This is a genomic window from Streptomyces sp. NPDC079167, assembly GCF_040686735.1.
Classification (GTDB): Bacteria; Actinomycetota; Actinomycetes; order Streptomycetales; family Streptomycetaceae; genus Streptomyces.
In genome coordinates, this window is record NZ_JBFBLO010000011.1 from 152,663 (window position 1) to 177,960 (window position 25,298).

General features: G+C 71.5%; 25 protein-coding genes and 1 pseudogene. 14 read left to right on the top strand and 12 right to left on the bottom strand.

Features of this window, described 5'->3' with window-relative positions:
• The first annotated feature begins 46 nt into the window (after positions 1-46).
• Together AB0P41_RS23860 and AB0P41_RS23865 are read left to right on the top strand one after the other, a co-directional pair.
• On the top strand, positions 47-1,210 hold the full coding sequence (locus AB0P41_RS23860) for an ATP-binding cassette domain-containing protein (protein ID WP_356710956.1): 1,164 nt from the start codon (positions 47-49) through the stop codon (positions 1,208-1,210).
• Between the two features lie 135 nt (positions 1,211-1,345).
• Complete coding sequence (locus AB0P41_RS23865) at positions 1,346-2,170, top strand: aldo/keto reductase (RefSeq protein WP_356710959.1); 825 nt, start codon at positions 1,346-1,348, stop codon at positions 2,168-2,170.
• 98 nt (positions 2,171-2,268) lie between these two features.
• Here the strand turns inward: AB0P41_RS23865 and AB0P41_RS23870 are convergent, their stop codons facing one another.
• On the bottom strand, positions 2,269-2,544 hold the full coding sequence (locus AB0P41_RS23870) for a DUF2087 domain-containing protein (protein WP_365934038.1): 276 nt from the start codon (positions 2,542-2,544) through the stop codon (positions 2,269-2,271).
• Between the two features lie 130 nt (positions 2,545-2,674).
• Here AB0P41_RS23870 and AB0P41_RS23875 point away from each other — a divergent pair, with 130 nt between their 5' ends.
• Together AB0P41_RS23875 and AB0P41_RS23880 are read left to right on the top strand one after the other, a co-directional pair.
• Positions 2,675-3,649 carry an acetylxylan esterase gene (locus tag AB0P41_RS23875; RefSeq protein ID WP_365934218.1) on the top strand — a complete coding sequence of 325 codons (975 nt, stop codon included), beginning with the start codon at positions 2,675-2,677 and terminating at the stop codon, positions 3,647-3,649.
• 105 nt (positions 3,650-3,754) lie between these two features.
• Positions 3,755-4,915 carry a Gfo/Idh/MocA family oxidoreductase gene (locus AB0P41_RS23880; RefSeq protein ID WP_365934040.1) on the top strand — a complete coding sequence of 387 codons (1,161 nt, stop codon included), beginning with the start codon at positions 3,755-3,757 and terminating at the stop codon, positions 4,913-4,915.
• Positions 4,916-4,964: 49 nt separating this feature from the next.
• Here AB0P41_RS23880 and AB0P41_RS23885 read toward each other — a convergent pair whose 3' ends face one another.
• The 4 genes and pseudogenes from AB0P41_RS23885 to AB0P41_RS23900 form a co-directional block, all read right to left on the bottom strand.
• Positions 4,965-5,918: an ABC transporter substrate-binding protein gene (locus AB0P41_RS23885; RefSeq protein ID WP_365934042.1), complete on the bottom strand. Its 954-nt coding sequence runs from the start codon at positions 5,916-5,918 to the stop codon at positions 4,965-4,967.
• Positions 5,915-6,592: an ABC transporter permease subunit gene (locus AB0P41_RS23890; RefSeq protein ID WP_356710967.1), complete on the bottom strand. Its 678-nt coding sequence runs from the start codon at positions 6,590-6,592 to the stop codon at positions 5,915-5,917. The genes AB0P41_RS23885 and AB0P41_RS23890 overlap by 4 nt, the downstream gene beginning before the upstream one ends.
• Before the next feature lie 18 nt (positions 6,593-6,610).
• Positions 6,611-7,267: pseudogene (locus tag AB0P41_RS23895) on the bottom strand (ABC transporter permease); the annotation flags it as partial.
• Between the two features lie 210 nt (positions 7,268-7,477).
• Positions 7,478-7,921, bottom strand: a complete 444-nt coding sequence (locus AB0P41_RS23900; RefSeq protein WP_356711277.1) for a nitroreductase family deazaflavin-dependent oxidoreductase — start codon at positions 7,919-7,921, stop codon at positions 7,478-7,480.
• A gap of 322 nt (positions 7,922-8,243) precedes the next feature.
• On the opposite strand from AB0P41_RS23900, the gene AB0P41_RS23905 reads away from it, so the two are divergent.
• The 4 genes from AB0P41_RS23905 to AB0P41_RS23920 all read left to right on the top strand — a co-directional run bounded on the left by AB0P41_RS23905 (position 8,244) and on the right by AB0P41_RS23920 (position 11,220).
• On the top strand, positions 8,244-9,605 hold the full coding sequence (locus AB0P41_RS23905; RefSeq protein ID WP_365934043.1) for an FAD-dependent oxidoreductase: 1,362 nt from the start codon (positions 8,244-8,246) through the stop codon (positions 9,603-9,605).
• Between the two features lie 124 nt (positions 9,606-9,729).
• The gene (locus AB0P41_RS23910; RefSeq protein WP_356710973.1) at positions 9,730-10,350 is read left to right on the top strand and encodes an L-threonylcarbamoyladenylate synthase; all 621 of its coding nucleotides are present in this window, start codon (positions 9,730-9,732) and stop codon (positions 10,348-10,350) included.
• Positions 10,351-10,462: 112 nt separating this feature from the next.
• A complete protein-coding gene (locus AB0P41_RS23915) occupies positions 10,463-10,654 on the top strand; it encodes a DUF6381 family protein (protein ID WP_365934046.1) in 192 nt (63 codons plus the stop codon).
• Between the two features lie 176 nt (positions 10,655-10,830).
• Positions 10,831-11,220 carry a DUF2267 domain-containing protein gene (locus tag AB0P41_RS23920; RefSeq protein WP_356711280.1) on the top strand — a complete coding sequence of 130 codons (390 nt, stop codon included), beginning with the start codon at positions 10,831-10,833 and terminating at the stop codon, positions 11,218-11,220.
• A gap of 3 nt (positions 11,221-11,223) precedes the next feature.
• On the opposite strand, the gene AB0P41_RS23925 is transcribed toward AB0P41_RS23920, so the two are convergent.
• Together AB0P41_RS23925 and AB0P41_RS23930 are read right to left on the bottom strand one after the other, a co-directional pair.
• The gene (locus tag AB0P41_RS23925; protein ID WP_365934048.1) at positions 11,224-12,231 is read right to left on the bottom strand and encodes an MsnO8 family LLM class oxidoreductase; all 1,008 of its coding nucleotides are present in this window, start codon (positions 12,229-12,231) and stop codon (positions 11,224-11,226) included.
• A gap of 96 nt (positions 12,232-12,327) precedes the next feature.
• The gene (locus tag AB0P41_RS23930; RefSeq protein WP_356710979.1) at positions 12,328-12,711 is read right to left on the bottom strand and encodes a metalloregulator ArsR/SmtB family transcription factor; all 384 of its coding nucleotides are present in this window, start codon (positions 12,709-12,711) and stop codon (positions 12,328-12,330) included.
• Between the two features lie 96 nt (positions 12,712-12,807).
• Between AB0P41_RS23930 and AB0P41_RS23935 the strand changes: the two genes are divergently transcribed.
• The 4 genes from AB0P41_RS23935 to AB0P41_RS23950 all read left to right on the top strand — a co-directional run bounded on the left by AB0P41_RS23935 (position 12,808) and on the right by AB0P41_RS23950 (position 18,268).
• Positions 12,808-14,835, top strand: coding sequence for a heavy metal translocating P-type ATPase (locus AB0P41_RS23935; RefSeq protein ID WP_365934050.1), 2,028 nt, complete (start codon positions 12,808-12,810; stop codon positions 14,833-14,835).
• A gap of 144 nt (positions 14,836-14,979) precedes the next feature.
• On the top strand, positions 14,980-16,434 hold the full coding sequence (locus tag AB0P41_RS23940) for a basic amino acid/polyamine antiporter (protein ID WP_365934051.1): 1,455 nt from the start codon (positions 14,980-14,982) through the stop codon (positions 16,432-16,434).
• A 79-nt stretch (positions 16,435-16,513) separates the two neighbouring features.
• Complete coding sequence (locus AB0P41_RS23945) at positions 16,514-17,779, top strand: arginine deiminase (RefSeq protein ID WP_365934053.1); 1,266 nt, start codon at positions 16,514-16,516, stop codon at positions 17,777-17,779.
• Positions 17,780-17,887: 108 nt separating this feature from the next.
• The gene (locus AB0P41_RS23950; RefSeq protein ID WP_356710986.1) at positions 17,888-18,268 is read left to right on the top strand and encodes a DoxX family protein; all 381 of its coding nucleotides are present in this window, start codon (positions 17,888-17,890) and stop codon (positions 18,266-18,268) included.
• Positions 18,269-18,331: 63 nt separating this feature from the next.
• On the opposite strand, the gene AB0P41_RS23955 is transcribed toward AB0P41_RS23950, so the two are convergent.
• Together AB0P41_RS23955 and AB0P41_RS23960 are read right to left on the bottom strand one after the other, a co-directional pair.
• On the bottom strand, positions 18,332-19,222 hold the full coding sequence (locus AB0P41_RS23955; protein ID WP_356710988.1) for an endo alpha-1,4 polygalactosaminidase: 891 nt from the start codon (positions 19,220-19,222) through the stop codon (positions 18,332-18,334).
• Between the two features lie 115 nt (positions 19,223-19,337).
• Entirely contained in the window at positions 19,338-19,745 is a 408-nt protein-coding gene (locus AB0P41_RS23960; protein ID WP_356710990.1) for a helix-turn-helix domain-containing protein, read from the bottom strand.
• Between the two features lie 98 nt (positions 19,746-19,843).
• Between AB0P41_RS23960 and AB0P41_RS23965 the strand changes: the two genes are divergently transcribed.
• Positions 19,844-20,713 (top strand): alpha/beta fold hydrolase, encoded by an 870-nt coding sequence (locus tag AB0P41_RS23965; protein ID WP_365934056.1) that lies wholly within the window; start codon positions 19,844-19,846, stop codon positions 20,711-20,713.
• Here the strand turns inward: AB0P41_RS23965 and AB0P41_RS23970 are convergent.
• The 3 genes from AB0P41_RS23970 to AB0P41_RS23980 all read right to left on the bottom strand — a co-directional run bounded on the left by AB0P41_RS23970 (position 20,706) and on the right by AB0P41_RS23980 (position 24,155).
• Positions 20,706-21,701 carry an adenosine kinase gene (locus tag AB0P41_RS23970; protein WP_365934220.1) on the bottom strand — a complete coding sequence of 332 codons (996 nt, stop codon included), beginning with the start codon at positions 21,699-21,701 and terminating at the stop codon, positions 20,706-20,708. The genes AB0P41_RS23965 and AB0P41_RS23970 overlap by 8 nt on opposite strands.
• A gap of 116 nt (positions 21,702-21,817) precedes the next feature.
• Entirely contained in the window at positions 21,818-23,197 is a 1,380-nt protein-coding gene (locus AB0P41_RS23975) for an alpha-amylase family protein (protein WP_365934058.1), read from the bottom strand.
• 196 nt (positions 23,198-23,393) lie between these two features.
• Positions 23,394-24,155, bottom strand: a complete 762-nt coding sequence (locus AB0P41_RS23980; RefSeq protein WP_365934060.1) for an IclR family transcriptional regulator — start codon at positions 24,153-24,155, stop codon at positions 23,394-23,396.
• 250 nt (positions 24,156-24,405) lie between these two features.
• On the opposite strand from AB0P41_RS23980, the gene argB reads away from it, so the two are divergent.
• Positions 24,406-25,296 (top strand): acetylglutamate kinase, encoded by an 891-nt coding sequence (gene argB, locus AB0P41_RS23985; protein ID WP_365934062.1) that lies wholly within the window; start codon positions 24,406-24,408, stop codon positions 25,294-25,296.
• The last annotated feature ends 2 nt before the right edge of the window (positions 25,297-25,298 follow it).

The following is a 25,298-nucleotide window of genomic DNA, read 5'->3' on the forward strand; positions in this document are numbered from 1 at the left end:
TCGCGGCCCGTGTGCGGCCCGCCCCGGTGGCTTCTACCGTGCACTCATGATCCGGTTCGAGCAGGTCAGCAAGGTCTACCCGGACGGCACGACCGCTGTGGACGGCCTGTCCTTCGAAGTGGGCGAGGGGGAGCTGGTCACGCTCGTCGGGCCTTCCGGCTGCGGGAAGACGACCACGATGATGATGGTGAACCGGCTGATCGAGCCGACATCCGGCCGGATCCTGGTGGGCGGGGAGGACATCTCGACGATCGACCCGGTGCGGCTGCGCCGCCGGATCGGCTATGTGATCCAGCAGGTGGGCCTCTTCCCGCACCGGACCGTGCTGGACAACACGGCGACCGTCCCCGCCCTGGTCGGCTGGAAGCGCGCCAGGGCGCGGGAGCGCGCCGCCGAGCTGCTGGATCTGGTGGGGCTCGACCCGAGGACCTACGGCCCGCGCTATCCGGCCCAGCTCTCCGGCGGCCAGCGCCAGCGGGTGGGGGTGGCGCGGGCCCTGGCCGCGGACCCGCCGGTGCTGTTGATGGACGAGCCGTTCGGAGCCGTTGACCCGGTGGTGCGCGAGCGCCTGCAGAGCGAATTCCTCAACCTCCAGTCGAGGGTGAGGAAGACCGTGCTGCTCGTGACGCACGACATCGAGGAGGCGGTGCGGATGGGCGACAGGATCGCGGTGTACGGCGAGGGGCGCATCGAGCAGTACGACAGCCCGGGGGCCGTGCTCGGGACCCCCGCTTCGCCGTACGTGGCGAGGTTCGTGGGCTCCGACCGCGGTCTGAAGCGGCTGTCGGTCACCGCGGTCGAGCCCGAGGACCTGGAGGAGCCTCCGGTCGCCCGCACGGATGAACCCGCGCATACCGCCGCCGAGCGACTGGACGCGCTGGGCGCTCGCTGGGCCGTCGTCCTGAACGGCGGCGGGGAGTTGCACGGCTGGGTGGCGGCGGACGCCCTGCGGGGTGCGGGCGGGAGCGACACCGTAGGCGGCCTGGCGCGGCGCATGGACGCCTGGGTGCCTGTCGGGTCCCCGCTGAAACAGGCGTTCAGCGAGATGCTGCAGCACGACGCCGGATGGATCGCGGTGCTGGACGGGGCGAGGTTCCTCGGCGTCCTGACCCCGGCGAAGCTCCATGAGGCGCTGCGCAGGTCGGTGGACGCGGACGCACAGGGGGTGGGGCGCGACCAGGTGCGGTTCGACTCGATCGCGGATGCCTGAAATCCCGCCGCGGACGCCTGACGAGCACCGCCCGATTTACCGGCGCTTGCCATTAACCCGCGTATGCAATTATTGTCTACGCCAGTAACCATCGTACGCAGGTCGGCTCGGTCCGACATCACGAGAGGCCCCACCATGAGCACGGTCCCCACCGTCACCCTCAACAACGGCGTCCCGATCCCCCAGCTCGGCTTCGGCGTCTTCCAGGTCCCCGACGACGAGACCACCGCCGCGGTCTCCGCGGCACTGGAGGCCGGCTACCGCTCCATCGACACCGCGGCCGTCTACGGCAACGAGGCCGGTGTGGGCCGCGCCCTGGCCGAGTCCGGGCTCGCCCGCGAGGAGCTGTTCGTGACGACGAAGCTCTGGAACGCGGACCAGGGGTACGACGCCGCGCTCGCCGCCTTCGACACGAGTCTGGCCGCGCTGGGCCTCGATCATGTGGACCTGTACCTCATCCACTGGCCCACCCCGGCGCGCGGCCTCTACGTCGAGACCTGGCGCGCCCTGGAGAAGCTGCTGGCCGACGGCCGGATCCGCGCCGCGGGCGTCTCCAACTTCCAGCCCGCACACCTGCGCCGCCTCCGCGAGGAGAGCTCGCTGATCCCCGCGGTCAACCAGATCGAGCTGCACCCCGGGCTCCAGCAGACCGAACTGCGGGCCGTGCACGCGGAGTACGGGATCGCCACCGAGGCCTGGAGCCCGCTGGCGCAGGGGGCTCTGCTGAAGGACGAGGCGATCGTCTCCCTCGCCGAACGCCACGGGAAAACGCCGGCCCAGGTGGTCCTGCGCTGGCACCTCCAGCTCGGCAACGTCGTGATCCCCAAGTCGGTCACGCCCGCACGCATCCGGCAGAACATCGACGTCTTCGACTTCGAGCTGTCGGCCGCCGACATGGACGCGATCGCGGGCCTCGACCGTGGCATGCGCACGGGCCCGGACCCCGACACGCTCAACTGACCCGCACCAGGCCCGCCCGGGCCGTGGAACGATCGGGCCGGGCCGGCGCCGTGCGCCCGCCCGGCCACGTTCCGCCCACGCGGAGCAGGGCCCGTCGGCTACCGGCCCCGGCGGTAGCTGCTGCCGTCGCGGGGCCGCTCCAGCAGGCCGGCCACCACGAGGTGGCGGCGCAGAGCCGAGCAGTCCTCGTGCACCGTGAGCAGGGCGTCGTTGACCTCGCGTTCGGTGTATACGCGGTCCCGCTCGAAGAGCGTGTGCGCGAGGTGCACCAGCAACTGCTCGCGCCGGGCGGGCTTCCGGGGGATCGCCGTCAGGCGCCCGCCCGAGAAGAGTGCGGCCACCTGGTGCGAACCGCGTGGTTCCGTATCGGACATGCCGGAAGCCTCGCAGGAGCCCGCAGCACGGGCAACGCCTTTTCCCACCATTCGAGAGCGTGTTGACGTTCGGGCCGACCGTCGTACGGTGTGACCATTCATTCACCCTCACGACATGAGGCGGTCCCCCATGGCCCTGTTCGATCTTCCTCTCGATGAACTGCACGCCTACCGCAGCCGGTCGGTGGAGCCCGAGGACTTCGACGCGTTCTGGTCGGCCACGCTCGACGAGGCGAGAACCCACGATCTGGACGCACGCTTCGAGCTGCGGGCCGGTCTCGGCCTCGTCACGGTCGAGGTCTACGACGTCACGTTCGCCGGTTTCGGCGGCCACCCCGTCAAGGGATGGTTCGTCATACCGGCCGGGACCACCGAACCCCTGCCCGTGGTCGTGGAGTTCATCGGGTACGGCGGGGGCCGGAGCCTGCCCCACACCCATCTGCTGTGGGCCTCGGCCGGCATGGCCCACTTCGTGATGGACACCCGGGGCCAGGGCAGCGGCTGGGCCCCGGGCGACACCGCCGACCCGGTGGGCTCCGGCCCGTCCCTGCCCGGGTTCATGACCCAGGGCATCGAGGACCCGGCCACGTACTACTACCGCAGGGTGATCACGGACGCCGTACGCGCGGTGGAGGCGGCCCGCTCGCATCCGCTGGCCGACGCGTCACGCACCGCGGTGGTCGGCGCGAGCCAGGGCGGCGGCCTGGCCCTCGCCGTCGGCGGGCTGGTGCCGGACCTGGCGGCCGTCGCCCCGGACGTGCCGTTCCTCTGCGACTTCCCCCGGGCGACCCGGATGACCGACCGCAAGCCCTACCGCGAGATCGGCGACTACCTCAAGACGCACCGGGGCCGGGCCGAGCAGACGGCCAGGACCCTGGCCTACTTCGACGGGGTCCACTTCGCCGCACGCGGGCGGGCACCCGCCCTGTTCTCCGTGGCCATGGAGGACCTGACCTGCCCGCCGTCCACGGTGTTCGCCGCGTTCAACGCGTACGCGCACGCCACGAAGGAGATCGAGGTGTACCACTTCAACGATCACGAGGGTGGCGGCCCGTTCCAGCACGCCGTTCAGCTCACGCGCCTCCCGCGGCTGCTGAAGGCCTGACGGAAGGACGCGGCCCGCGCCTCTTGACCCGCCCCGCGGGCGGAGCCTAGGTTCCCGGGTGGAAAGCGCTTACTACCGAGTGGGCGCCCTTCTCCGCCTGAAGGGGTGTTTGTCACGACCAGCAATCCTTCGCACCGCGAGCCGGTGCGGGTCGCGATCGTCGGGACGGGCGCGATCGCGCGGGGCAGCCATCTGCCCGCGCTGACCGCGCTCGCCGCCGGTCAGCCGTTGGAGATCGTCGCCGCGGTCGATGTCGACGCGGCCGCGGTCGAGGCGTTCTGCGGTGACGCGGGGATCGTCCACCCGTACACCGACCTCGACCGGATGCTGGCCGAGCAGCGCCCGGACCTGGTCACGCTCGCCACCCCGCCCCGGTTCCACCGCGACCAGACGGTGGCGGCGCTGCGCGCCGGGTCGTGGGTGTGGTGCGAGAAGCCGCCGTGTCCGTCGTTGGAGGACTTCGACGCGATGGAGGCGGCGGAGGGCGCCGGTGGTGCCGGCCCGTACGCGGCGATCGTGTTCCAGCACCGCTTCGGCTCGGGCGCCCGGCACGTGCGGGAGCTGCTCGCCGGTCGGGCCATGGGACGGCCGCTGGTGGCTCACTGCCAGACGACCTGGTACAGGGACGAGGCGTACTACGCCGTTCCGTGGCGGGGCAGCTGGAGCAGCGAGGGCGGTGGGCCCACGATGGGGCACGGCATCCATCAGATGGACCTGCTGCTCGATCTGCTGGGCCCGTGGACGGAGATCCGCGCGATGGCGGGGCGGCTCGTGCACGACGTGGAGACGGAGGACGTCTCCACCGCGCTCGTCCGCTTCGAGAACGGTGCGGTGGCCACCGTCGTGAACAGCGTGCTCAGTCCGGACGAGGTCAGCAGGATCCGGATCGACTGCGAGCGCGCGACGGTCGAACTCACTCACCTGTACGGGCACCGGAACGCGGACTGGCGGATCACACCCGCTCCTGGAGTGACTCCCGAAGCGGCGGACGTCTGGCGGGACTTCGGACCCGATGTGCCCAGCTCGCACGAGGCACAGCTCAAGGGGCTGCTGGAGGACCTGCGGGCCGGGCGCAGGCCTCGGAGCAGTGGCGCGGACGGGCGGAAGAGCCTGGAGCTGGTCGCCGCCCTCTACAAGGCGGCCTTCACCGGGGCCACCGTACGGGCGGGCGAGATCGGTCCGGGCGATCCGTACTACGGCGCGCTGCACGGCGGTGCGCCCGGGTGGGCGCCTGAGGTCCCGCGACAGCCCGCTGTGCCGGCCTGAGACCGGCCGCCGGACGTGCTCCCCGTGTCCGGAAGCCGCCGCCCGGCACTCAGCTCGTCGGGATCAGCTCCCGGGACTCGAGGTAGGTCCGGGCGACGTCCTCCGGAAGCCGGCGCCAGCTGTCGACCTGTTCGTTCATCCGGGCCAGGTCGGCGGTCGTCAGCGCGGTGTTGAGCCTTTCCAGGGCGTCACGCACCCCGGCGCCGCCCGCCCTCGCGCGGTTCACGACGGGGACGAGGTGGTCGGCGTTCTGCAGGTGCTTGTCGTCGGCCAGCAGGACGAGGCCGAAGTCGTCGAGGGTGGCGTCGGTCGTGGTGGTCAGCACCATCTGGTCCTGGCCGCGCTGGACCGCCTGTTTCGCCTGGGTGGTGCCGACGCCCTTGGGGTCGACGGCGGTGATGTCGATGCCGTACGTCTTCTTCAGGCCGGGGGCGCAGTAGGGGCGCTGCACGCATTCGTCCCCGGCCGCCAGACGGACGGGCAGACCGTTCCTGCCGAGGTCGCCGAGCGTCTTCAGACGGTGCTTCTCGGCATAGGGCTCGGCGACCGCGAAGGCGTTCTGGTCGACGGCGCGGCCGGGTTCGAGGACGGTGAGACCGCGGGGCCCGGCCAGGAGGCGCAGGGCCTTCATGGTCGTGTCCAGGTCGGGTGAGCCGACCGGTGCCGCGTCGGCTCCATGTGCCTTGGCGTTGAGCCAGTCGGCGAATGTGGCGGCGTATTCGGGTACGACGTCGATCTGGCCGCTCTCCAGGGCCGGTTCGTAGATCTCCCGGTTGGTGACGGAGATGATGCGCGTGGAGTAGCCGGCCCGGTCCAGCAGCAGCGCGTACATCTGGGCGAGCAGGTCGCTCTCGGTGAAGCCCGCGGAGCCGATGGTCAGGTGCTTGCTGTCGCCGGGCGGCGCGGTGACGTCGCCCTGGCTCTCCAGGCTGGGCCCCGTGGTGCAGGCGGCGGCGAGGAGGAGCGCCGGCAGCAGGCGGGCGGCTCCCCGCAGCCTCCTCATGCCGCCTTCCGTCCACGGTCGCGGTGGGGCGCCAGCCTCAGTCCCGCCTCGAAGAGCCCCTCGACGAGCAGGGCGAAGACGGCGACGAGGACGGCTCCGGCGACGACCTGCGGTGTGGAGGCCAGGTTGAACCCGGCCGTGATGATCCGGCCGAGCCCGCCGCCGCCGACGAGCGCCGCGAGGGTGGCGGTGGCGACGAGCTGCACGGCGGCGACGCGCACACCGGTGAGGACGAGCGGCAGGGCGAGCGGCAGCTCCACCTGCCGCAGCATCTGCCGGCCGGTCATCCCCATGCCGCGCGCCGCCCGTACGACGTCGGGGTCGACCTCACGCATGCCCACATAGGCGTTGGTGAGGAGCGGGGGGACCGAGAACAGGACGAGGGCGATGATGGTCGGCCCCTGGTCCCACCGGCCGACCGGGGTGAGCAGCAGGAGGACGAGAACGGCGAAGGTGGGTACCGCGCGTCCGATGTTGGACAGGTTGACGGCCAGAGCGCCGCCCTTGCCGATGTGGCCGAGCCAGAGGGCCACCGGCAGGGCGAGGGCACAGCTGATCAGCAGGCAGACGACGGTGAGGAAGAGGTGTTCGCCCAGCCGGTTCCAGATGCCGTCGGGGCCGGACCAGTGGGCGGATGTGGTGAGCCAGGACCAGGCGTCCGCCAGGGTGTTCACGGGGTCCTCCTGGTCCAGGGGCGTCAGCAGCCTCTGCGCCCCGAGGAGCAGGAGGTCCGCGGCGACGGCGATGACGACGCAGAGGACCGAGGCGGTGAGCACCTGGGCCTTGAAGTAGGTGTTCATGCCGGAGTAGATGAGGTTGCCCAGTCCGCCGAATCCGACGATGGCGCCGACCGTGACGAGCGAGACGGCGGAGACGGCGGCGATCCGTAGCCCGGCCATGGCCGCGGGCAGGGCGAGCGGGAGCTCGACGGTGAGGAGGAGCCTCAGGGGGCCGTAGCCCATGCCGCGCGCCGCCTGCCGGGTCTCTTCGGGGACGGCGCGCAGTCCGGCGAGGATGTTCCGCACGAGGAGGGTCAGCGAGTAGAGGACGAGGCCGGCGACCACGAGCGCGGCGGAGAGTCCGTACACGGGGAGCAGCAGCGAGAACATCGCGAGCGAGGGAATCGTGTACAGGACGGTGGTCACGCCGAGCACGGGCCCGGCCGCCCAGCGGCGGTGGCGGGCGGCCAGGGCGAGCGGTAGCGCGATCACGAGTCCGAGCAGCAGGGACACGGCCGTCAGCTGGAGGTGCTGGAGCGTCGCGTCCATGAGAATCTCGCGACGGCTGGTGAGGTAGGCGCCGCAGATCCACTCATTGCGCGCGAGGCAGTCGTCGGGGGGCGCGGTCACCTGTCCATTGGATCCGGGGCCGCGCAGCGGTCGCTCGGCGTGCTCGGCCGTTCGGCGGAAGGTGTGCGCGGGGTCCGGGCCGGACCTCGGCGCCCGGGTGGCGGGTGCCCGGCGTGGGCCGTGGGCAGGACCGCGGCCCCGCGGCCGGCCCGGGTCCGGATCATCCCGCCCCGGCGCACGGGTCCGCCGGCCCGCTCGCCGTCCGGCGTCTCAGCTCCTGCCCGCCGGGGAGAGCACGAAGACCGGGATCTCCCGGTCGGTCTTGGTCTGGTAGTCGGCGTAGTCGGGGAACGCCTCGACGGCGCGGCCCCACCACAGGGCCTTCTCCTCCCCCGTGACCTCGCGGGCGGTCATCTCCTGCTTCACGGTCCCGTCCTGCAGCTCCACCTCCGGGTGGGCCTGCACGTTGTAGTACCAGACGGGGTGCTTGGGCGCGCCGCCCAAGGAGGCGACCACGGCGTACTCCCCGTCGTGCTCGACCCGCATGAGCGGGGTCTTGCGGAGCTTGCCGCTCTTGGCGCCGAGCGTGGTCAGGAGGATGACGGGCCTGCCGCGCAAGGTGGTCCCCTGCGTGCCGCCGGAGCTCTCGATGAGCTCGACCTGCTCACGGACCCACGTCGTCGGGCTCGGCTCGTACTCGCCCTCGATCGGCATGACACGTGTCCTCTCGTCGGAGTGCTGTGGTCGTGTGCCCATCATGGCTCCGCCGAGGATCAGCGGCGCGCAGGGACACCGGCGTACAGCCCGCCCGTCGGCTGCCGTCTCATTCTGTGGAACCCCGTGAGACGGCGGAGGAAGGATCCGCTCACAGAATCCGGGCCTCTTGATGTTGATACGTCCGCTTATTCCCGAAATATGCACTCGCCCCGACCCAGGGGCTTGCGGGGGCAGGCCGTACCGTGGGGGCAGCGGAGTAAGCCAAGCCTTACCCCGCTGCACTCTGCCCGTGCTCGCCCGCCCTAAGGAACATCACTCCATGACACGCCCCGTCCGCGTCGCCATCGTCGGAGCCGGTCCCGCCGGAATCTACGCAGCGGACGCGCTTCTCAAGTCCGAGGCCGCCCAGGAGCCGGGCGTATCGATCGACCTGTTCGAGCGCATGCCCGCGCCCTTCGGCCTGATCCGGTACGGAGTGGCTCCGGACCACCCCCGGATCAAGGGCATCGTCAAGGCGCTGCACCAGGTCCTGGACAAGCCGCAGCTGCGGCTGTTCGGCAACGTCGACTACCCCGGCGACATCGGCCTGGACGATCTGCGCTCCTTCTACGACGCCGTGATCTTCTCCACCGGGGCCGACGCCGACCGTGCCCTCGACATACCCGGGATCGAGTTGGACGGTTCCTACGGTGCCGCCGACTTCGTCGCCTGGTACGACGGGCACCCCGAGGTCCCGCGCACCTGGCCGCTGGAGGCCGAGAAGGTCGCCGTGCTCGGTGTCGGCAACGTGGCCCTGGACGTCGCGCGCATCCTCGCGAAGACGGCGGACGAGCTGCTCCCGACCGAGATCCCCGCGAACGTCTACGACGGGCTCAAGGCGAACAAGGCGCTCGAGGTGCACGTCTTCGGACGTCGCGGGCCCGCTCAGGCGAAGTTCAGCCCGATGGAGCTGCGCGAGCTGGACCACTCGCCGAACATCGAGGTCATCGTCAACCCCGAGGACATCGACTACGACGAGGGTTCGATCGCCACCCGTCGGGAGAACAAGCAGGCCAACATGGTCGCCTCCACGCTGGAGAACTGGGCGATCCGGGACGTGGGCGACCGCCCCCACAAGCTGTTCCTGCACTTCTTCGAGTCCCCGGTGGAGGTCGTCGGCGAGGACGGCCGCGTCGTCGCCCTGCGCACCGAGCGCACGGAGCTGGACGGCACGGGCAACGTGAAGGGCACGGGCCGCCACACGGACTGGGACGTGCAGAGCGTCTACCGCGCGGTCGGCTACTACTCGGAGGAGCTGCCGAAGCTGCCCTTCGACGTGGCCTCCGGCACCGTCCCGCACGCGGCCGGACGCGTACTGGCGGGCGGGGAGCCGATGCCCTCCGTCTACGTCACCGGGTGGATCAAGCGTGGTCCGATCGGCCTGATCGGGCACACCAAGGGCGACGCCAACGAGACCGTGGCCTGCCTGCTGGAGGACCACGCCGCCGGGCGGCTGCCCGCCCCCGCGCAGCCCGGGCCCGACGCGATCGTCGACTTCCTGGAGCAGCGCGGCGTCCGGTACACCACCAAGGAGGGCTGGCACCGCCTGGACGCCCACGAGCAGGCCCTCGGCGCCGAACAGGGCCGTGAGCGCATCAAGGTCGTCGAGCGTGCCGCCATGCTGGACGCCTCCGGAGCCTGACAGCCGGCGAACCTCTCCGCGCCCCTGGCGTCCCTTCGACGGGCGCCGGGGGCGCGGCCGTTCGCCCCTGCGCCCCGCAGTCCGTAAACGGAACGCGTGCGCCCCGAGGCCGTAGACTCGCCGGATGGCCAAGTACTTCGACGTGCACCCCGAGAACCCCCAGCGCCGCACCATCACCAACGTGGCCGAGAGCATCCGGTCCGGCGCCCTCGTCGCCTATCCGACCGATTCGTGTTACGCCCTCGGCTGCCAGTTGGGCAGCCGCGACGGGATCGACCGCATCCGGTCGATCCGGAACCTCGACGACCGCCACCACTTCACCCTGGTGTGCCAGAACTTCGCGCAGCTCGGCCAGTTCGTCCAGGTCGACAACGACGTCTTCCGCACGATCAAGGCGGCGACGCCCGGGAGTTACACCTTCATCCTCCCCGCCACCAAGGAGGTGCCGCGGCAGTTGCTGCACCCCAAGAAGAAGACCGTCGGTGTCCGGATCCCGGATCACACCGTCACGCAGGCGCTCCTGGAGGAGCTGGGGGAGCCGCTGCTCTCCAGCACGCTGCTCCTGCCGGACGAGGAGGAGCCGCTGACGCAGGGCTGGGAGATCAAGGAACGCCTCGACCACGTCGTGGACATCGTGCTGGACTCCGGCGACTGCGGCACCGAGCCGACCACCGTCATCGACTTCTCCGGGGGCGAGCTGGAGGTCGTACGCCGGGGAGCCGGGGACGTCTCCCGGTTCGAGTAGCGCACTGCCCGCACGGTCACTCCGCGCTTCCGGCGCCCCCGCTGAGATGCGCGCACCCCCGGGTGCCTGGTTCGGTGGAGGAGTCCGCTCCGCCCAGTGCCAGGGAGTGATCATGAGCGATTCAGAGGACGTACGGAGCCGTCTCCAGCAGATGCGCGGCCGGGCCGAGGATCTCGTCAGGGCCGCCGAGCAGGCCACCGATCCCGCGGAGCGCCGGCGCCTCCAGGACGAGGCGCACCGGCTCAAATCCCGGAGCGTGCAGGTCAGCGGCATGGCGAGCGGGGACATCTACCCCATGGAGTAGGCCGGTTCCGCGGCTCCCGCAGGTGCGGCGCCAGGCACCGCTTGCCGTCACCGGGGGCTCATGTTAAGACCGGAAATGAGGTGACATGCGGTGGATACGCGGAGGGCGGGGCACGGGCTTCCCCTCCCCCACCCCGCTCTCCGCCCGCGCTCCGCGAAGGGGAACCGGTGACGTACATGAGGTGGCAGCCGTTCCTGGAAGCCGTCCAGGAACGCGGCGATTATCCGTCGGGACTGGAGGCGGAGCGGGCGTCCCGCGTGGTGCTGGCCCTGCTGGGGGCCCATCTGGTCGGGGAGGAGCGCAACGAGCTGGCGGCCAGGCTGCCGGAGACGTTCGCGCTCATCCTCCTGAACCCGCTGCAGGCCGCCGAGCCGCTGAGTTCCGAGCGGTTCGTGCGGGCGGTCTCCGCCTGGATCGAGGGCGCCAACGAGCAGACGGCGGCCTGGGACACGAGCGCCGTGCTCAGCGTGGTGGCCGATGCCGCCGGTGAGGAACTGCTCCAGCGTGTACTGCTGCAACTGCCCCCGGGTTACGACGTCCTGTTCGGCCACCCCGTCGGCGGCTGACGCTCAGCCCAGCCCCGCGATCCGTGCGAGGCGCCGCATCGAGTCCGTCAGCGCCTCGCGGTCGTAGGTGCTCGTGGTCACCAGCACCTCGTCCGCACCGGTCTCCTTGATCACCAGGTCCAGTCCGGCGGCCACGGTCTCCTCGGTGCCCGCCAGGTGGCCGCGCAGTCCGCTCTCGAACAGGCCCCGCTCCTTGTCCGTCATGGCCAGCGCCTCGATCCGCTCGGCCGGAGCCAAGGGTGGGAAGGAGCCGTGCGTACGGGAGTACGCCATGGACCAGGCCTCCGGGACCAGGAGCCGCCGCGCCTCCTCCTCGGTCCCGGCGACCGCGACGGTGCCCGCCACGATCACATAGGGCTCCGGGGCCCACCCGGAAGGGCGGAAGCCGGCGCGGTAGTCCTCGACCGCTCTCACCAGTCTGTCGCGGCCGCGGAGGTCGCCGACGACGAGGGGCAGACCGGCCGCCGCGGCGATGGCGGCACCTTCGCCGGTGGCCAGGACGTACGGAGGCACGCGCAGCCCCTCGGCGGGGAGGGCGTGCACGTGGGGGTGGGTCTGCTGCGTGCCGTCCAGCCAGCCGAGGAGCTCGGCCAGCTGCGCGGCGAAGGCGCCGGCGTCCTCCTTGTCCCGGCCGAGGGCCCTGCGGATGCCGTCGGTGAACCCGACCGAACGACCGAGCCCCATGTCGATGCGGCCGGGGAAGAGCGACGCGAGCACCCCGAACTGCTCGGCCACGACGAGGGGCTGATGGTTCGGGAGCATCACACCACCGGTGCCCACCCTGATGGCCGAGGTCGCGGCGGCCACGGCGGCTGCCAGCACGGTCGGCGCCGAGCCGGCCACGCCGGGCACGCTGTGGTGCTCGGACACCCAGAACCGGTGGTAGCCGAGGGCCTCCGCGGTGCCCGCCAGAGTGACGGTGTCCCGCAGCGCCTGCGCGGCGTCGTACCCCTCACGGGTGCGGGAACGGTCGAGGAAGGAGAACCGGGTCGATGCGATGGAAGAGCTCACGCTTGGTTCAACACCCTCGGCGCGCCGGGATTCCCGCCGCCGCACGGCAGGCGCCGCGAGGCGGCCGCACGCTCGGCACAGGAAGCCGTCGTGTGCTCAGCGGCGCGACGCGGCGGCGATCTCGGCGGGCGCGTCACGGAGTCCGAGACGCAGGTGTTCGACGTGGTAGAGGGCCTGGTCGAGGAGTTCGGCGACGTGGTGGTCGTACAGCGCGTACACGATGGAGCGCCCCTGGCGCTCGCCGGCGACCAGTCCGAGGTTCCGCAGGAGACGGAGCTGGTGGGAGCAGGCGGAAGGTTCCATCTCCACCGCCTCGGCGAGATCACCGACGGCGCAGGGGCCTTCCTGGAGACGCGCCAGGATGCGCAGCCGGGAGGGGGTCGCCAGCGCCTGGAGCGTCGCGGCGACACCCGCCGCCCCTACGGCGTCCAGGCGCTCGCGGGTGGTGGCGGTCGTCTGCTCGTCGCGTCCGTGGCCCATGCCGACCATTCTACGGACGACACATGAAGACCTGTTCATATATTCCTGTACGGTGAGGACGTCGTCGTTCCGCCGCCCATGAGGGGTCGTTCCGTCATGCCCGCTGATGTCCTCCCGCGCCCCTCACGGGACGCCGTCGCCCGCGTCGGCGCGGTCCCCCGGCGCCGCACCCGCGTCCTCGCACTGACCGAGGCCCGCTGGGCAGGGGCGGCCCTGGTGCTCTTCCTGCTCGCGCTCCCCCTGGAGCACTCCGGCGCCCCGGGCTGGACATGGGGCCCGCTGTACGCCCTGGTGTACGCCGCGGGCGGGTGGGAGCCGGCCCTGTCGGGACTGCGGGAGCTGCGGGAGAAGGTCCTGGACGTGGACCTCCTGATGATCGTGGCCGCGCTCGGAGCCGCCTCGATCGGACAGGTGATGGACGGGGCCCTGCTGATCGTCATCTTCGCGACCTCCGGTGCGCTGGAGGCCCTGGCCACCGCACGCACCCAGGACGCGGTCCGAGGACTCCTGGACCTGGCTCCGGCCACCGCCTCCCGCGTCACCGGTGACGGTGGCGAGGAGAGCGTCGCCACGGAGGAACTCGTGGTCGGCGACGTCATCCGGATCCGGCCCGGGGAGCGCGTCGGGGCCGACGGGCGGGTCATCGACGGGGCGAGCGAGGTGGACCAGGCCACGATCACCGGCGAGCCGCTGCCCACCGCGAAGGAGCCCGGGGACGAGGTGTTCGCCGGGACGCTGAACGGCACGGGCACGCTGAAGGTCGCCGTCGAGCGGGACGCGTCCGAATCGGTGATCGCACGGATCGTGGCGATGACCGAGGAGGCGTCCCGGACGAAGGCCCCCACCCAGCTGTTCATCGAGAAGGTCGAGCAGCGCTACTCGCTCGGCATGGTGGCCGCCACCCTGGCCGTCTTCCTCGTACCCCTCGCATTCGGCGACGACGTGACGGGCAGTCTGCTGCGCGCCATGACGTTCATGATCGTGGCCTCCCCCTGCGCCGTGGTCCTGGCGACCATGCCGCCCCTGCTCTCCGCCATGGCCAACGCGGGGCGCCACGGCGTCCTGGTCAAGTCCGCCGTCGTCATGGAGCGCCTCGGGCAGAGCGACGCGGTGGCCCTGGACAAGACCGGCACCCTCACGGAAGGCAATCCGCGTGTAACCGGCGTCCATCCGCTGCCCGGGTCCGGGCTGACCGCGGACGCGCTGCTGACCCTGGCCGCCGCGGCCGAGCATCCCAGCGAGCACCCACTGGCCCGGGCCGTCGTGAACGCCGCCCAGGAGCGCCGGCTGCCCCTGCCCGCCGCCTCGGACTTCACGTCGGCACCGGGGACCGGCGTCGAGGCCGAAGTCGGCGGACACCGGATCGCGGCCGGCTCCCCCGCCCGCCTCCTGCGCGGCTCCTCCGCGCCCGAGGCGGCCGGCGCTGCCGCCTCGGCCGCCGCCCTGGAGGAGACGGGATGCACGGCGGTGCTCGTCCTGCGTGACGGTCTGCCGGTCGGCGCGCTCGGGATCGCCGACCGTATCCGGAGCGACGCCTCCGCGACGGTCGCCGCTCTGGCCCGGCTGACCGACAACTCCCCGGTGCTGCTGACCGGTGACCATCCGCGCTCCGCCGCCCGGCTGGCCGCCGAGGCCGGCATCACCGATGTCCGTGCGGGGCTGCTCCCCCAGGACAAGGCTGCGGCCGTCCGAGAGCTGGAGCGGGCCGGGCGCAAGGTGCTGGTCGTGGGCGACGGCGTCAACGACGCGCCCGCGCTGGCCGCCGCCCACGTCGGAATCGCGATGGGGCGCGCGGGCTCCGACCTCGCACTGGAGACGGCGGACGCCGTCATCATCCGTGACGAACTGGCGACCGTGCCCACGGTGGTGGCGCTGTCCCGGGCGACCCGCCGACTCGTCACGCAGAATCTGGTCATCGCCGGAGTGTTCATCTCCGGCCTGGTCATCTGGGATCTCGTCGGCCATCTGCCGCTCCCGCTGGGCGTCCTGGGGCACGAGGGCTCCACCGTCATCGTGGGGCTGAACGGTCTCCGGCTGCTGCGCGACTCGGCCTGGCGCCGCGCTGCCGGTCACGCCGGTGTGACGTCGTCGCACGAGGCCCGGCCGGCCGCCGCCATCGCCTGATACGCCGTCAGCCATGTCGTACCGCGCGAACGCCGGGCCGCCCGGCCGCGCCGCCCGACCCGCCGTCAGCCAGGCACCTTATCGGGCGTAAGGTCCTGTTTGCCGTTAAAGTTCCCTCGTATCTGCACCACATGAGGGGACAAGATGACCAGCTCCCGAACAGGGACCGACGTCCCCGAAGGCCCCACCACCGCGGTGAAGATGACGCTGCTCACGCTCACCACCATGGTGGTGGGCTCGATGGTGGGCGCCGGGGTGTTCTCCCTCCCGTCACGCTTCGCGCAGGAGACGGGTGTCGCCGGGGCGCTGATCGCCTGGGCGATCGCCGGCACGGGCATGCTGATGCTCGCGTTCGTCTTCCAGACGCTGGCCGTGCGCCGCCCGGACCTCGACGCCGGTGTCTACGCCTACGCCAAGGCGGGATTCGGCGAGTACCTCGGCTTCTTCTCCGCCTTCGGCTACTGGGCCAGTGCCTGCGTCGGCAACGTGACGTACTGGGTGCTGATCACGTCGACGATCGGAGCCGTCTGGCCGGCCCTGGGCGACGGCGACACCGTGCCGGCCGTCATCGTGTCCACCGCCGGTCTGTGGGCCTTCTACCTCCTCATCCGCCGGGGTGTGAAGGAGGCCGCGGCCATCAACAGGGTGGTGACCGTGGCCAAGGTGGTCCCGATCATCGTCTTCGTCATCCTCGCCCTGTTCTTCTTCGACGCGAAGGTCTTCGCCGACAACTTCGGCGGAGCGGACTACGCGGGCTCCCTGTTCGACCAGGTGCGCGGCACCATGCTGGCCACGGTGTTCGTCTTCCTCGGGGTGGAGGGTGCCAGCGTCTACTCGCGTCACGCGAAGCGCCGGGAGGACATCGGGCGGGCCACCGTCCTGGGGTTCCTCAGCGTCTTCGCCGTCTTCGCGTCCGTCACCATCGTGTCGTACGGCATCTTGCCGATGGCCGACATCGCCGAGCTCCGCCAGCCGTCCATGGCAGCGGTCCTGGAGGAGGCGGTCGGGACCTGGGGGCAGGTCTTCGTGAGCGTGGGCCTGATCGTGTCCGTGCTCGGCGCCTATCTCGCCTGGACCCTGATGGCCGCCGAAGTCCTCTTCGTCGCCGCCAAGGACGACGACATGCCGCGCTTCCTGCGCCGCTCCAACCCCGCCGACGTGCCGGTGCCGGCGCTGCTGATGACGACCCTGCTGTCCCAGGTCGTCCTGATCATCACCCTCTTCTCGGACGACGCGTTCAACTTCGCCCTCGATCTGACCAGTGCTCTGTCCCTGATCCCGTTCCTCCTCGCCGCCGCGTTCGCCGTCAAGATCATGGTGCGCCCGGACGACCTGACCAAGGGTTCGAGCCAGAGGCGCTACCTGGTCGTGAGCATCGTGGCGACGCTCTACACCGCCTTCCTCCTGTTCGCGGCCGGGCTGAAATTCGTCCTGGTCTCGTTCATCGTCTACGCCCCCGCCACGATCCTGTTCGCGATGGCCCGCAGGGAACAGGGCCGCCGGGTCTTCTCCCCCGCCGAGCTCGTCATCTGCGCGGTCTCGGTCGCCGGGGCCGTGATCGGTGTGGCCGCACTGGCCTCCGGCTGGATCAGCCTCTGAAAGGCCCCGCCCCGTCCTTCCCGCACCTGCCCGGTCTCCACGAGCGGGCACAGTGGCCCCCGACCGAAAGGCAGCCCCCATGACGAACACTTCCGCCGTGGACCCCGGCCTCGCGCACGGCGTCCATTCCGAGGTCGGCAGGCTGCGCAAGGTGCTGGTCTGCGCACCTGGCCTCGCGCACCGCCGGCTCACCCCGAGCAACGCCGACGACCTGCTGTTCGACGACGTGATGTGGGTGGACAACGCACAGCGTGACCACGCCGACTTCGTCGGCAAGCTCCAGCAGGCCGGCGTCGAGGTGGTGGAGCTGCACGACCTGCTGGCCGCGACACTCTCGGACCCCGCGGCCAAGGCGTGGCTGCTCGACCGCAAGATCACCGCGAACGAGGTCGGCCCGGGGCTCGTCGACCCGACCCGCGCCTTCCTGGAGTCACTGGAGCCGCACGGGCTCGCGGAGTATCTGATCGGCGGCATGGCCACGGCGGACCTGCCCGACGCGTACCGGTCCGGCTACCTCGCGCTGGCCCGGGAGTCGGCCGGGGCACGCGAGTACCTGATGCCGCCGCTGCCGAACACCCTCTACACCCGCGACACCACCTGCTGGCTGTACGGAGGGGTGACGCTCAACCCCCTGTACTGGCCCGCGCGTCACGACGAGACGCTGCTGATGAAGGCGGTCTACCGCTTCCACCCGGACTTCTCGGGTGCCGAGGTCTGGTGGGGCGATCCCGAGGTCGACTGGGGCCGGGCCACCTTCGAGGGCGGTGACATCATGCCCGTCGGTAACGGTGTCGTCCTCATGGGCATGAGCGAACGCACCTCACGACAGGCGATCACCCAGGTCGCGGCCTCCCTGTTCAGCCAAGGGGCCGCCGAGCACGTCGTGGTGGCCGCCATGCCGAAACTGAGGGCGGCCATGCACCTGGACACCGTCTTCACCTTCGCCGACCGCGACATCGTCACCGTCTATCCGAAGATCATGGACGCGGTCCACACCTTCTCCCTCCGGCCGAGCGACCGCGCACCCGGCGTCGAGGTCATCGACGAGGGATCGCGTCCGTTCACCGATGTGGTCGCCAGGAGCCTGGGCCTGCCCGCCCTGCGGGTGATCGGGACGGGCGGCGACGTGTACGCCTCCGAGCGCCAGCAGTGGGACAGCGGCAACAACGCCGTCGCGCTCGAACCGGGTGTCGTCTTCACCTACGACCGCAACACCCAGACCAACGATCTGCTGAGGGCTGCGGGGGTCGAGGTCATCACCATCGTCGGTGGGGAGCTGGGCCGCGGCCGGGGAGGCGGGCACTGCATGACCTGCCCGCTCATCCGCGAGCCGGTGGACTTCTGAGCACCGGGCCGGCTCGTCGGCCATCGCCTGGCGGGGCCTGCCCGGCCCGGCGGCCCTTACCGTGGAGTAACCTTCGGGTCCTGCCGCCGGACAGCCTCAGGAGCCCTCATGGCACGCGCCTCCCGCACCCCGTCGCCCCTGCTGCTCGCCGGCCTCCTGGCCGCGGCCGGGGTCGCGCACTTCGCCGTTCCCGAGCCGTTCGACGCGATCGTGCCGCGAGCCCTGCCCGGAAGGCCCAGGAGCTGGACCCGGGCCAGTGGAGCCGTGGAGCTGGTCCTGGCGGCGGGGCTGGCCGTGCCTCGCACCCGGCGCCTCAGCGCCCGTGCCTCCGCGCTCCTCTTCGTCGGCGTGTTCCCCGCCAACGTCCGGATGGCGTACGACTGGCGCGACCGCCCGGCTCCGGCGCGGGCTCTCGCCTACGGCCGGCTCCCGCTCCAGGTCCCGCTCTACCTGTGGGCCCGCGCCGCGGGCCGCCCGGCGACCGGCTGACAGCGGGCGGCCCGTCCGCTGCGGACGGTCTCTCCGCCCGGCCGCCCGCCGTTCGCCCGGCGCTCAGCAGGTCCGGTAGACGTGCCCCTTCTCCCCCGCGGGGAGCACATCGAGGTCACGCAGGACGAGGGAGACCCTGTCGGCCCACACCGAGCAGCTCTCGTCGAAGCTCACATCACCCTCGCCCTCGTACTCGATCGCGAAGACACGGTCGTCGTACGCGTCGGCGTAGGCACCGCATTCGCCGAACTGGGCGCATTCCTCCGTCACCGCGAAGTCGAAGCCGATCGCGTCGTGCCGGTCGAGCAGGTCGGTGGTGTTCTTCTGCCCGATCGCGAGGCCGGCGCTGTGCGCCCGCGCCGCCAGCGCTTCGGCGAAGGCGGCGTTGTGATCCGCCGTCAGCTTGCCCTTCGAGCGCTCGAAGGAGTCGAGGTTGTCCGGCTCCACCGCCTGGAAGCCGCTTTCCGCGCAGCCGTCGATCCAGGTGCCGACGATCTCCGCGAGCTCGGCCCGCCTGGCCTCCGTCGAGGTGTCCAGAAGCACCTCGTCCCAGCCCTCGTCGATGACCGGTTCTCCGTCGTCGTCACGCAGCAGCAGGTCGGGGTGCGTGTCCTGCCACCACTCCAGCGCGCCGGGCTGCGTCTGGAAGGCGTTGACGTAGCAGACGTTGTACAGGCCGGGGGCCGGCTCGTCCTCACGGTCGCGCGATACCGCCCGCACCCCGTCGGAAGGCGTGTAGCCCCCGCCGATCTGATAATCGAACTCCATGCCGGCGGTCGGCAGGACCACGTCGGCGGCCTCTGTCAGCTGCCCGGATCCGGCGCCGGTGGGTGAGCCGCCGGCGGCGGAGCATCCCATCAGCACACACGCTCCGAGGGCGGAGACAAGGGCCCTTGCCACAACGGAGGCCGCGTGCCTGCGACGGAAGAGCGGGGAAAGGGTACGACCGGCCACACGTGTCTCCAGGTGTCGGGGATCCGAAGGAGGATCCGGAGGAGGATCCATCCATCCTCCGTCACCGCTCCTTCCGGCCGTGCACCGGGCAGCGGTGACCGCGGCGGGCCGCTCCTCAGGAATCGGCGGCGCACTCGTCCGCCAGCTGCTGGGCCCGGTCGATCTCGGCCATGTGTTCCTCGGCCCACTGACGGACAGCGGCCAGGGGGGCCTCCAGTGACTGGCCGAGGTCGGTCAGGCCGTAGTACACGCGTGGCGGAACGCTGGACTCCACCCGCCGACTGACGAGGCCGTCACGGCAGAGGGCCTGCAGCGTGACAGAGAGCATCTTCTGCGAGACGCCGGCCATGCGCCGCTGCAGCTCGGCGAAGCGCACCTCATCAGGGGATGCCTCCGCGAGCACCTTGACGGCCATCGAGGTCCACTTGCCGCCGATCCGGTCGAGAAGCCGACGGGTCGGGCACAGCGGGTCGAACAGATCTCCGCGGGCGCCTACGGGCGGACGCGTGGTCCGAGGGGTCACCTGGAGCTCACCACCTGGGATGAAAGTGCGGTCTTGGCTGCTCCAGCGTAGTTACCTATCGTTCTGTTGTCACCATTGGTAACCAAGGGAGAGCCACCGTGCCCGTCGCTCAGAACCCCACACAGCCCGGCCCGGTGCCGGGAACCGAACTGCGTCGTGTCTCCGTCAACGGCGTGGAACTCAATGTGGCGACCGCCGGCTCGGGGCCCGCCGTCCTGCTGCTCCACGGGTTCCCCCACACGTGGCGGCTGTGGACCGACGTGATGGGCGGCCTCGCCGGACAGCACCGGGTGATCGCCCCCGACCTCCGGGGCCTCGGGGCGAGTTCGCGCGCCGCTGACGGTTACGACGCCGGGACTCTCGCCGGGGACTTCCTGGCGCTCCTGGACGCGTGCGGCGAGAGGTCCGCGGCCGTGATCGGTATCGACGCCGGCACCCCGCCCGCCTTCCTGATGGCCATGCGCAGCCCCGAGCGCGTCAGGCGGCTGGTGCTCATGGAGTCGCTGCTGGGCCCGCTCCCCGGTGCGGAGGGGTTCCTGGCGGGAGGGGCGCCGTGGTGGTTCGGCTTCCACTCGGCGCCGGGCCTCGGGGAGACCGTACTGCCGGGCAACGAGGCCGCGTACATCGACTGGTTCCTCGATCAGGGCACCCTGGGCGCAGGGATCGCGCCGGAGATCCGGGACGCCTTCGTCAGCGCGTACACCGGCCCCGAGGCCCTGCGGTGCGCGTTCGCCCACTACCGCGCCATGCCCACGAGCGGCGCGCAGATCCGGGAGGCCGTGGAGGCCGGACGGCTGTCGGTGCCCACCATGGCCGTCGGCGCCCGGCCGGTGGGGCGTGCGCTGGAACAGCAGTTGCGCCCGGTCGCCGACGATCTCACCGGTCATGTCGTCGACGACTGCGGTCACATGATTCCGCTGCACCGGCCCGGGGCACTCCTTGACCTGGTGCGCCCGTTCCTCACCTGAGACCGCCGGGGAGCGCCGTCGGCGTCGAAGTGGCTGCCGGCGTGGTCGCTCCCGTGATCTTCCGGTCGCCCGCCCCGCCGGCCCTCTCCACCTCGGCGACCCGGGCGAGAAGCTCCTCCAGGCCGATGGCCTCGGTGCGCGTCGAGGGGACGGTGCAGGCGTGGGCGCCGGCCACGGTCCCGTACAGGGCGCAGCGCCGGGGGTGTTCGCCGTTCAGCAGGCCGAGGAGGAACCCGGAGGCGAAGGCGTCACCGGCGCCGTTGGAGTCCACCACCGGAGCGGGCGGAGTGACGGCGGGGGTGTGCGTCAACTCGCCGTCGTACAGCAGGTACGACCCGTCGGCCCCTGCGGTCGCGACCACGGTCCGGGCCCTGCCCCGGCCGGCGATGTCACGCATGGTGCGCTCCGGGTCGGTCAGGGCGGTGGTGGACAGGAACACGTGGTCCGCCTGGAGGGCGAACGGCTCGTGGTAGGTGTCGGCGCCGTCCCAGTTGTGCAGATCGGTCGAGACGCTCACCCCGGCCTCGCGGAGCACCGGCAGCGTGAAGACGCACGGATGCGTGATGACGACGTGGGCGTGGCGGGCCGCGGCGACGAGTTCACGGACCGTCGCCTCCTCGAACCGGTCCGATTCCTGCGAGCGGGCGGCGTCGTACAGGGAGAGCCGCCGTCCGTCCGGGCCGACGAGGTTGACGGCGCGTTTGGTTCCGCCCGGCAGGGGTGCCTCGGTGAGCGGGATGCCCCGGTCCCGGTGGAGGGCGCGGACCAGGTCTCCCTCGTGGTCGTCGCCGATGACGTCGAGGTGGTGGGTACGCAGGCCGAGGGCGTGCAGACCGAGGGCGACGAAGTCTCCGCTCTGTCCCGCGCGGGTCTCGATGGCCGGCCGGATCATGTAACTGTCCGCGAAGGGGAGCGGGAGTTCGGGGACATGGACGATGGTGTCCACGCCGGCGCCGCCCAGGACGAGAACGTCGGTCTGCTGGTGCATGTGGGTGGTCGTGCCTCTCGCTTCGGGGGGTCTGCTCATGGTGGTGTCGTTCGGCCCGCGACGCGCAGGACGGAGCGTGCTCCGTCCTGCGCGTCGCCGGTCCTTGATGCGCCAGGTCAGCCCGCCTGGGCTCCGGTGTGCAGCGCCAGCGCCCCGCGGGCCGGCACCGTCGCCCGGACGGTGCCGTCGTCGCCGACCGTGACGGTGTTGCCGTCGCAGTCGGCGGGCGAGGCGGCGGCGACGTTGCAGTACGTGCCGCCGGGCAGAGAGGTCGTGAAGGTCTTCTCCAGGGCGCCGTCCGCGTTGTTGAGAGCGACGAACCCCTTGTCCCCGCGGCCGAACGCGATCGCGCTGCCGCCGTTGTCCCACCAGTCGGTCCGCTCGGCGGAACCCACCTCGTTGCGGAAGCCGACCATGCCGGTGACGGCCTGCTGGGTGTGGGTGTCCGTCCAGCCGTCGCCGCCGCTCGGCGGGCCGGCGTCCTTGTCCGACCACTCGTATCCGGAGTAGACGTTCGGTGAACCGTACGGTGAGGCGAGCATGAAGACGTTGGCGAGGGTGTAGACGGCGCCGTCCTTGTAGGTCAGCGTCGAGCCGTTGCGCTCGGTGTCCCAGTTGTCGACGAACGTACGGGCGGAGTCGCTGCTCAGCTTGCCTTCGGCGACGGACTTCAACTGGGCGATGCCGCCTCCCTGGAAGGCGCTCTTGAGGTGGCCTCCGTAACGGAATTCGTCGACGTCGCCGATTCCGGCGTACTCCTCGGGCTGCACGGCTTCCCCGCCGCCGTGGATGACCTCGGAGACCCAGAATCCGGGATCGCTCATCTTCGCCTTGATGGCTGCGACGTCGTCGGCCGCCATGTGCTTCGCCGCGTCGACGCGGAAGCCGTCGACACCCATCGACCGCAGGTGGTCGAGGTACGCGGCGATGGCGGAGCGGACCTCCTCCTTGCCGGTGTCGAGGTCGGACAGGCCCACCAGTTCGCAGCTCTGCACGTCGCTGCGGCTGGTGTAGTCCTTGATGGCGGTACGGCAGGCGTGGAAGTCGCCATCCTCGAAGTAGCCGGGGTAGCCGTACTTCGTGTAGGCCGTTCCTCCCGTGCCCGTCCCGGCCCCGGCGGCCATGTGATTGACGACGGCGTCGGCGACGACCTCGACCCCGGCGGTGTGACAGGCCTCCACCATGGCGGCGAACGCGTCGCGGTCTCCCAGACGGCCCGCGATCCTGTAGCTGACCGGTTGGTACGAGGTCCACCACTGGTCACCCTGGATGTGCTCGGTGGCAGGTGACACCTGTACGTAGCCGTAACCGGCGGGGCCGAGCTGGTCGGTGCAGGCGGACGCCACATCCGCGTACGGCCGTTCGAACATGGTGACGGTGACGGTCTTCTCGCCGGGCGGTGTCGCCTGCGACTGCCAGGGGGCGAGCAGGGTGAGACCGGCGACGGTCATCACTCCGGCCAGCGTTCCGCCGATCAGGCGGAATCGGTGCTGCATGTGCGGCTCCTTCGACGACAGGGCACAGCTGTGCCCTCGAAGACAGCCACGCGCCAGGCTGCCGTGGGGGGAACGTGTCGGAGCCTGCCGCCCGGCCCGTGCCGCCGTCAAGGATTTCTGCAAGGTCTTTCAGATTCTTGCGCAAGACGAACGGGTCGCCGCCTTCCGTCAGTTCGCGCCCCGGAAGGCGGCCGGGTCAGCAGGGCGGTGGCGGCAGCAGCCCCGCCGCACGCCGCAGCTCCAGGGCGTGCCGCGCCAGCTCCGGTTCGCCGCCGCGGTCCGCCGGCATGGACGCCATCAGCGCGAGCCGGTCGCGCCAGCTGCTGCCCGCCAGCAGCACGGCGACCGCGTTCATCCCCGGCACCCACTCCCCGGCACTGTCGGCACGTCCGAGGACGCGGATACCGGCCAGCTCGGCGAGCAGGGCGTCACGGGAGATCGGAGTCCGGCCGGCGACGCCGGGAAGCCGCTCCTCCGGGTAGAGGGCGCAGACCTGTTCGGTGGTCAGCTGGGCGAGGAGCACCTTGCCCGCCGATGTGGCGTGTGCGGGGTGGGCGCGGCCGGTCTCCAGGACGGCACGCACGGGGTGCGGTGATTCCCGGCCATCCGTGATGATCACCTGGTCGCCGATCAGGGCGGCCGTACTGATCGTCTCCCCGGTGGCGGCGGCGGCCGCGTCCAGCACCACCTGCAACCGCGCCCGGACCCCGGGGTCGTAACCGGCCGGGCGGCCCAGGGCGACCAGTTCGGGTCCTGCGGAGTAGCCGCGGCCCGAGGTGTCACGGGTGGCGAAGCCTCGCGACTCGAGAGTACTGAGCACCCGGTGCGCGGTGGAGCGGGCCACTTCCAGCTCTCTGGCGGCGTCGGTGACCGACAGGGTGTCGTGGGTGAGGAAGAGACGCATCAGACGCAGACCTGTGTCCAATGACTCGATGATGTAGCTCCTGGGGTCGGCCACGGAATCCTCTCGGTCGTGTCACAGGGGCCGTGTTCGTGGTGCGGCGCCCTGGCACCCATGATTCCGGGCCGCGCCGACGGCGGCGCAACCGCGGTCGACGGACGGCCCGCTCAGTCCCCCACCGCGGAGCCCTGCGCCCCCGCGCCGCCCGACCGCAAGGACGCGCCCCCCAAGGTTTCTTAGGTTAGGCTAAGTTACCTTCCCTGGGACCGCCCAGGGATCCTGTGTCATCGACGGAGGCAGCTGACCCATGGACGTGGTCGTCGTCAAGTTCGGCGGCAACGCCATGGTGGACGCGGACCTCCAACGCTCCTTCGCACGCGACGTGGTGGAGCTGTGGCGCGCGGGGCTGCGCCCCGTGGTCGTGCACGGGGGCGGGCCGCAGATAAACGCGATGCTGGAGCGCCTCGGTCTGGAGACGCGTTTCGAGGCCGGCCTGCGGGTGACCACGCCGGAGACCATGCAGGTGGTGCGCATGGTGCTGACGGGCGGGGTCCAGCGGGAGCTCGTGGGCCACATCAACGCCCATGGCCCCTTCGCCGTCGGCATGACGGGCGAGGACGCGCACACCATGACGGCGGTCCGGCGGCCGGCATGGGTGGCCGGCCGGCCCGTGGACATCGGACTCGTCGGCGACGTCGTCGACGTGAACCCGGGCATGCTGCGCACCCTCCTGGGCCAGGGACACATCCCCGTGGTCTCTCCCGTCGCTCGCGGCGAGGGCGGGCACGTCTACAACGTCAACGCCGATCTGGCGGCGTCGGCCCTGGCGGTCGCCCTCGACGCCGAGCGGCTGGTGATACTCACCGATGTGGAAGGGCTCTACGCGAACTGGCCGGAGAGCTCCGAGGTGATCGAGCGGGTGACCGCCGACGCCCTGCAGGAACTGCTGCCGGGGCTGGCGAGCGGAATGCTGCCCAAGATGGAAGGCTGCCTGCGGGCCGTCCGCGGTGGTGTGCGCAGGGCCCACGTGCTCGACGGCCGCGTGCCGCACGCGGTGCTGCGGGGCGCGCTCGACGAGACCGGCCCCGGGACCACGGTCGTACCCGGCGGGGCCGGGCCCAGGGCCACGGTCGGGGCCGGCGCCAGGCGTCCGCCCCGGGCCGCACACCCCTCCCCGGCCGCCGCCGACCGGAGTTGACG

Bases quoted from the DNA above. Each gene is read 5' to 3' on its own strand.
- AB0P41_RS23860 (WP_356710956.1), top strand. From the start codon at position 47: ATGATCCGGTTCGAGCAGGTCAGCAAGGTCTACCCGGACGGCACGACC.
- AB0P41_RS23865 (WP_356710959.1), top strand. From the start codon at position 1,346: ATGAGCACGGTCCCCACCGTCACCCTCAACAACGGCGTCCCGATCCCC.
- AB0P41_RS23870 (WP_365934038.1), bottom strand. From the start codon at position 2,544: ATGTCCGATACGGAACCACGCGGTTCGCACCAGGTGGCCGCACTCTTC.
- AB0P41_RS23875 (WP_365934218.1), top strand. From the start codon at position 2,675: ATGGCCCTGTTCGATCTTCCTCTCGATGAACTGCACGCCTACCGCAGC.
- AB0P41_RS23885 (WP_365934042.1), bottom strand. From the start codon at position 5,918: ATGAGGAGGCTGCGGGGAGCCGCCCGCCTGCTGCCGGCGCTCCTCCTC.
- AB0P41_RS23900 (WP_356711277.1), bottom strand. From the start codon at position 7,921: ATGCCGATCGAGGGCGAGTACGAGCCGAGCCCGACGACGTGGGTCCGT.
- AB0P41_RS23905 (WP_365934043.1), top strand. From the start codon at position 8,244: ATGACACGCCCCGTCCGCGTCGCCATCGTCGGAGCCGGTCCCGCCGGA.
- AB0P41_RS23910 (WP_356710973.1), top strand. From the start codon at position 9,730: ATGGCCAAGTACTTCGACGTGCACCCCGAGAACCCCCAGCGCCGCACC.
- AB0P41_RS23915 (WP_365934046.1), top strand. From the start codon at position 10,463: ATGAGCGATTCAGAGGACGTACGGAGCCGTCTCCAGCAGATGCGCGGC.
- AB0P41_RS23920 (WP_356711280.1), top strand. From the start codon at position 10,831: ATGAGGTGGCAGCCGTTCCTGGAAGCCGTCCAGGAACGCGGCGATTAT.
- AB0P41_RS23930 (WP_356710979.1), bottom strand. From the start codon at position 12,711: ATGGGCCACGGACGCGACGAGCAGACGACCGCCACCACCCGCGAGCGC.
- AB0P41_RS23935 (WP_365934050.1), top strand. From the start codon at position 12,808: ATGCCCGCTGATGTCCTCCCGCGCCCCTCACGGGACGCCGTCGCCCGC.
- AB0P41_RS23940 (WP_365934051.1), top strand. From the start codon at position 14,980: ATGACCAGCTCCCGAACAGGGACCGACGTCCCCGAAGGCCCCACCACC.
- AB0P41_RS23945 (WP_365934053.1), top strand. From the start codon at position 16,514: ATGACGAACACTTCCGCCGTGGACCCCGGCCTCGCGCACGGCGTCCAT.
- AB0P41_RS23950 (WP_356710986.1), top strand. From the start codon at position 17,888: ATGGCACGCGCCTCCCGCACCCCGTCGCCCCTGCTGCTCGCCGGCCTC.
- AB0P41_RS23970 (WP_365934220.1), bottom strand. From the start codon at position 21,701: ATGCACCAGCAGACCGACGTTCTCGTCCTGGGCGGCGCCGGCGTGGAC.
- AB0P41_RS23975 (WP_365934058.1), bottom strand. From the start codon at position 23,197: ATGCAGCACCGATTCCGCCTGATCGGCGGAACGCTGGCCGGAGTGATG.
- argB (WP_365934062.1), top strand. From the start codon at position 24,406: ATGGACGTGGTCGTCGTCAAGTTCGGCGGCAACGCCATGGTGGACGCG.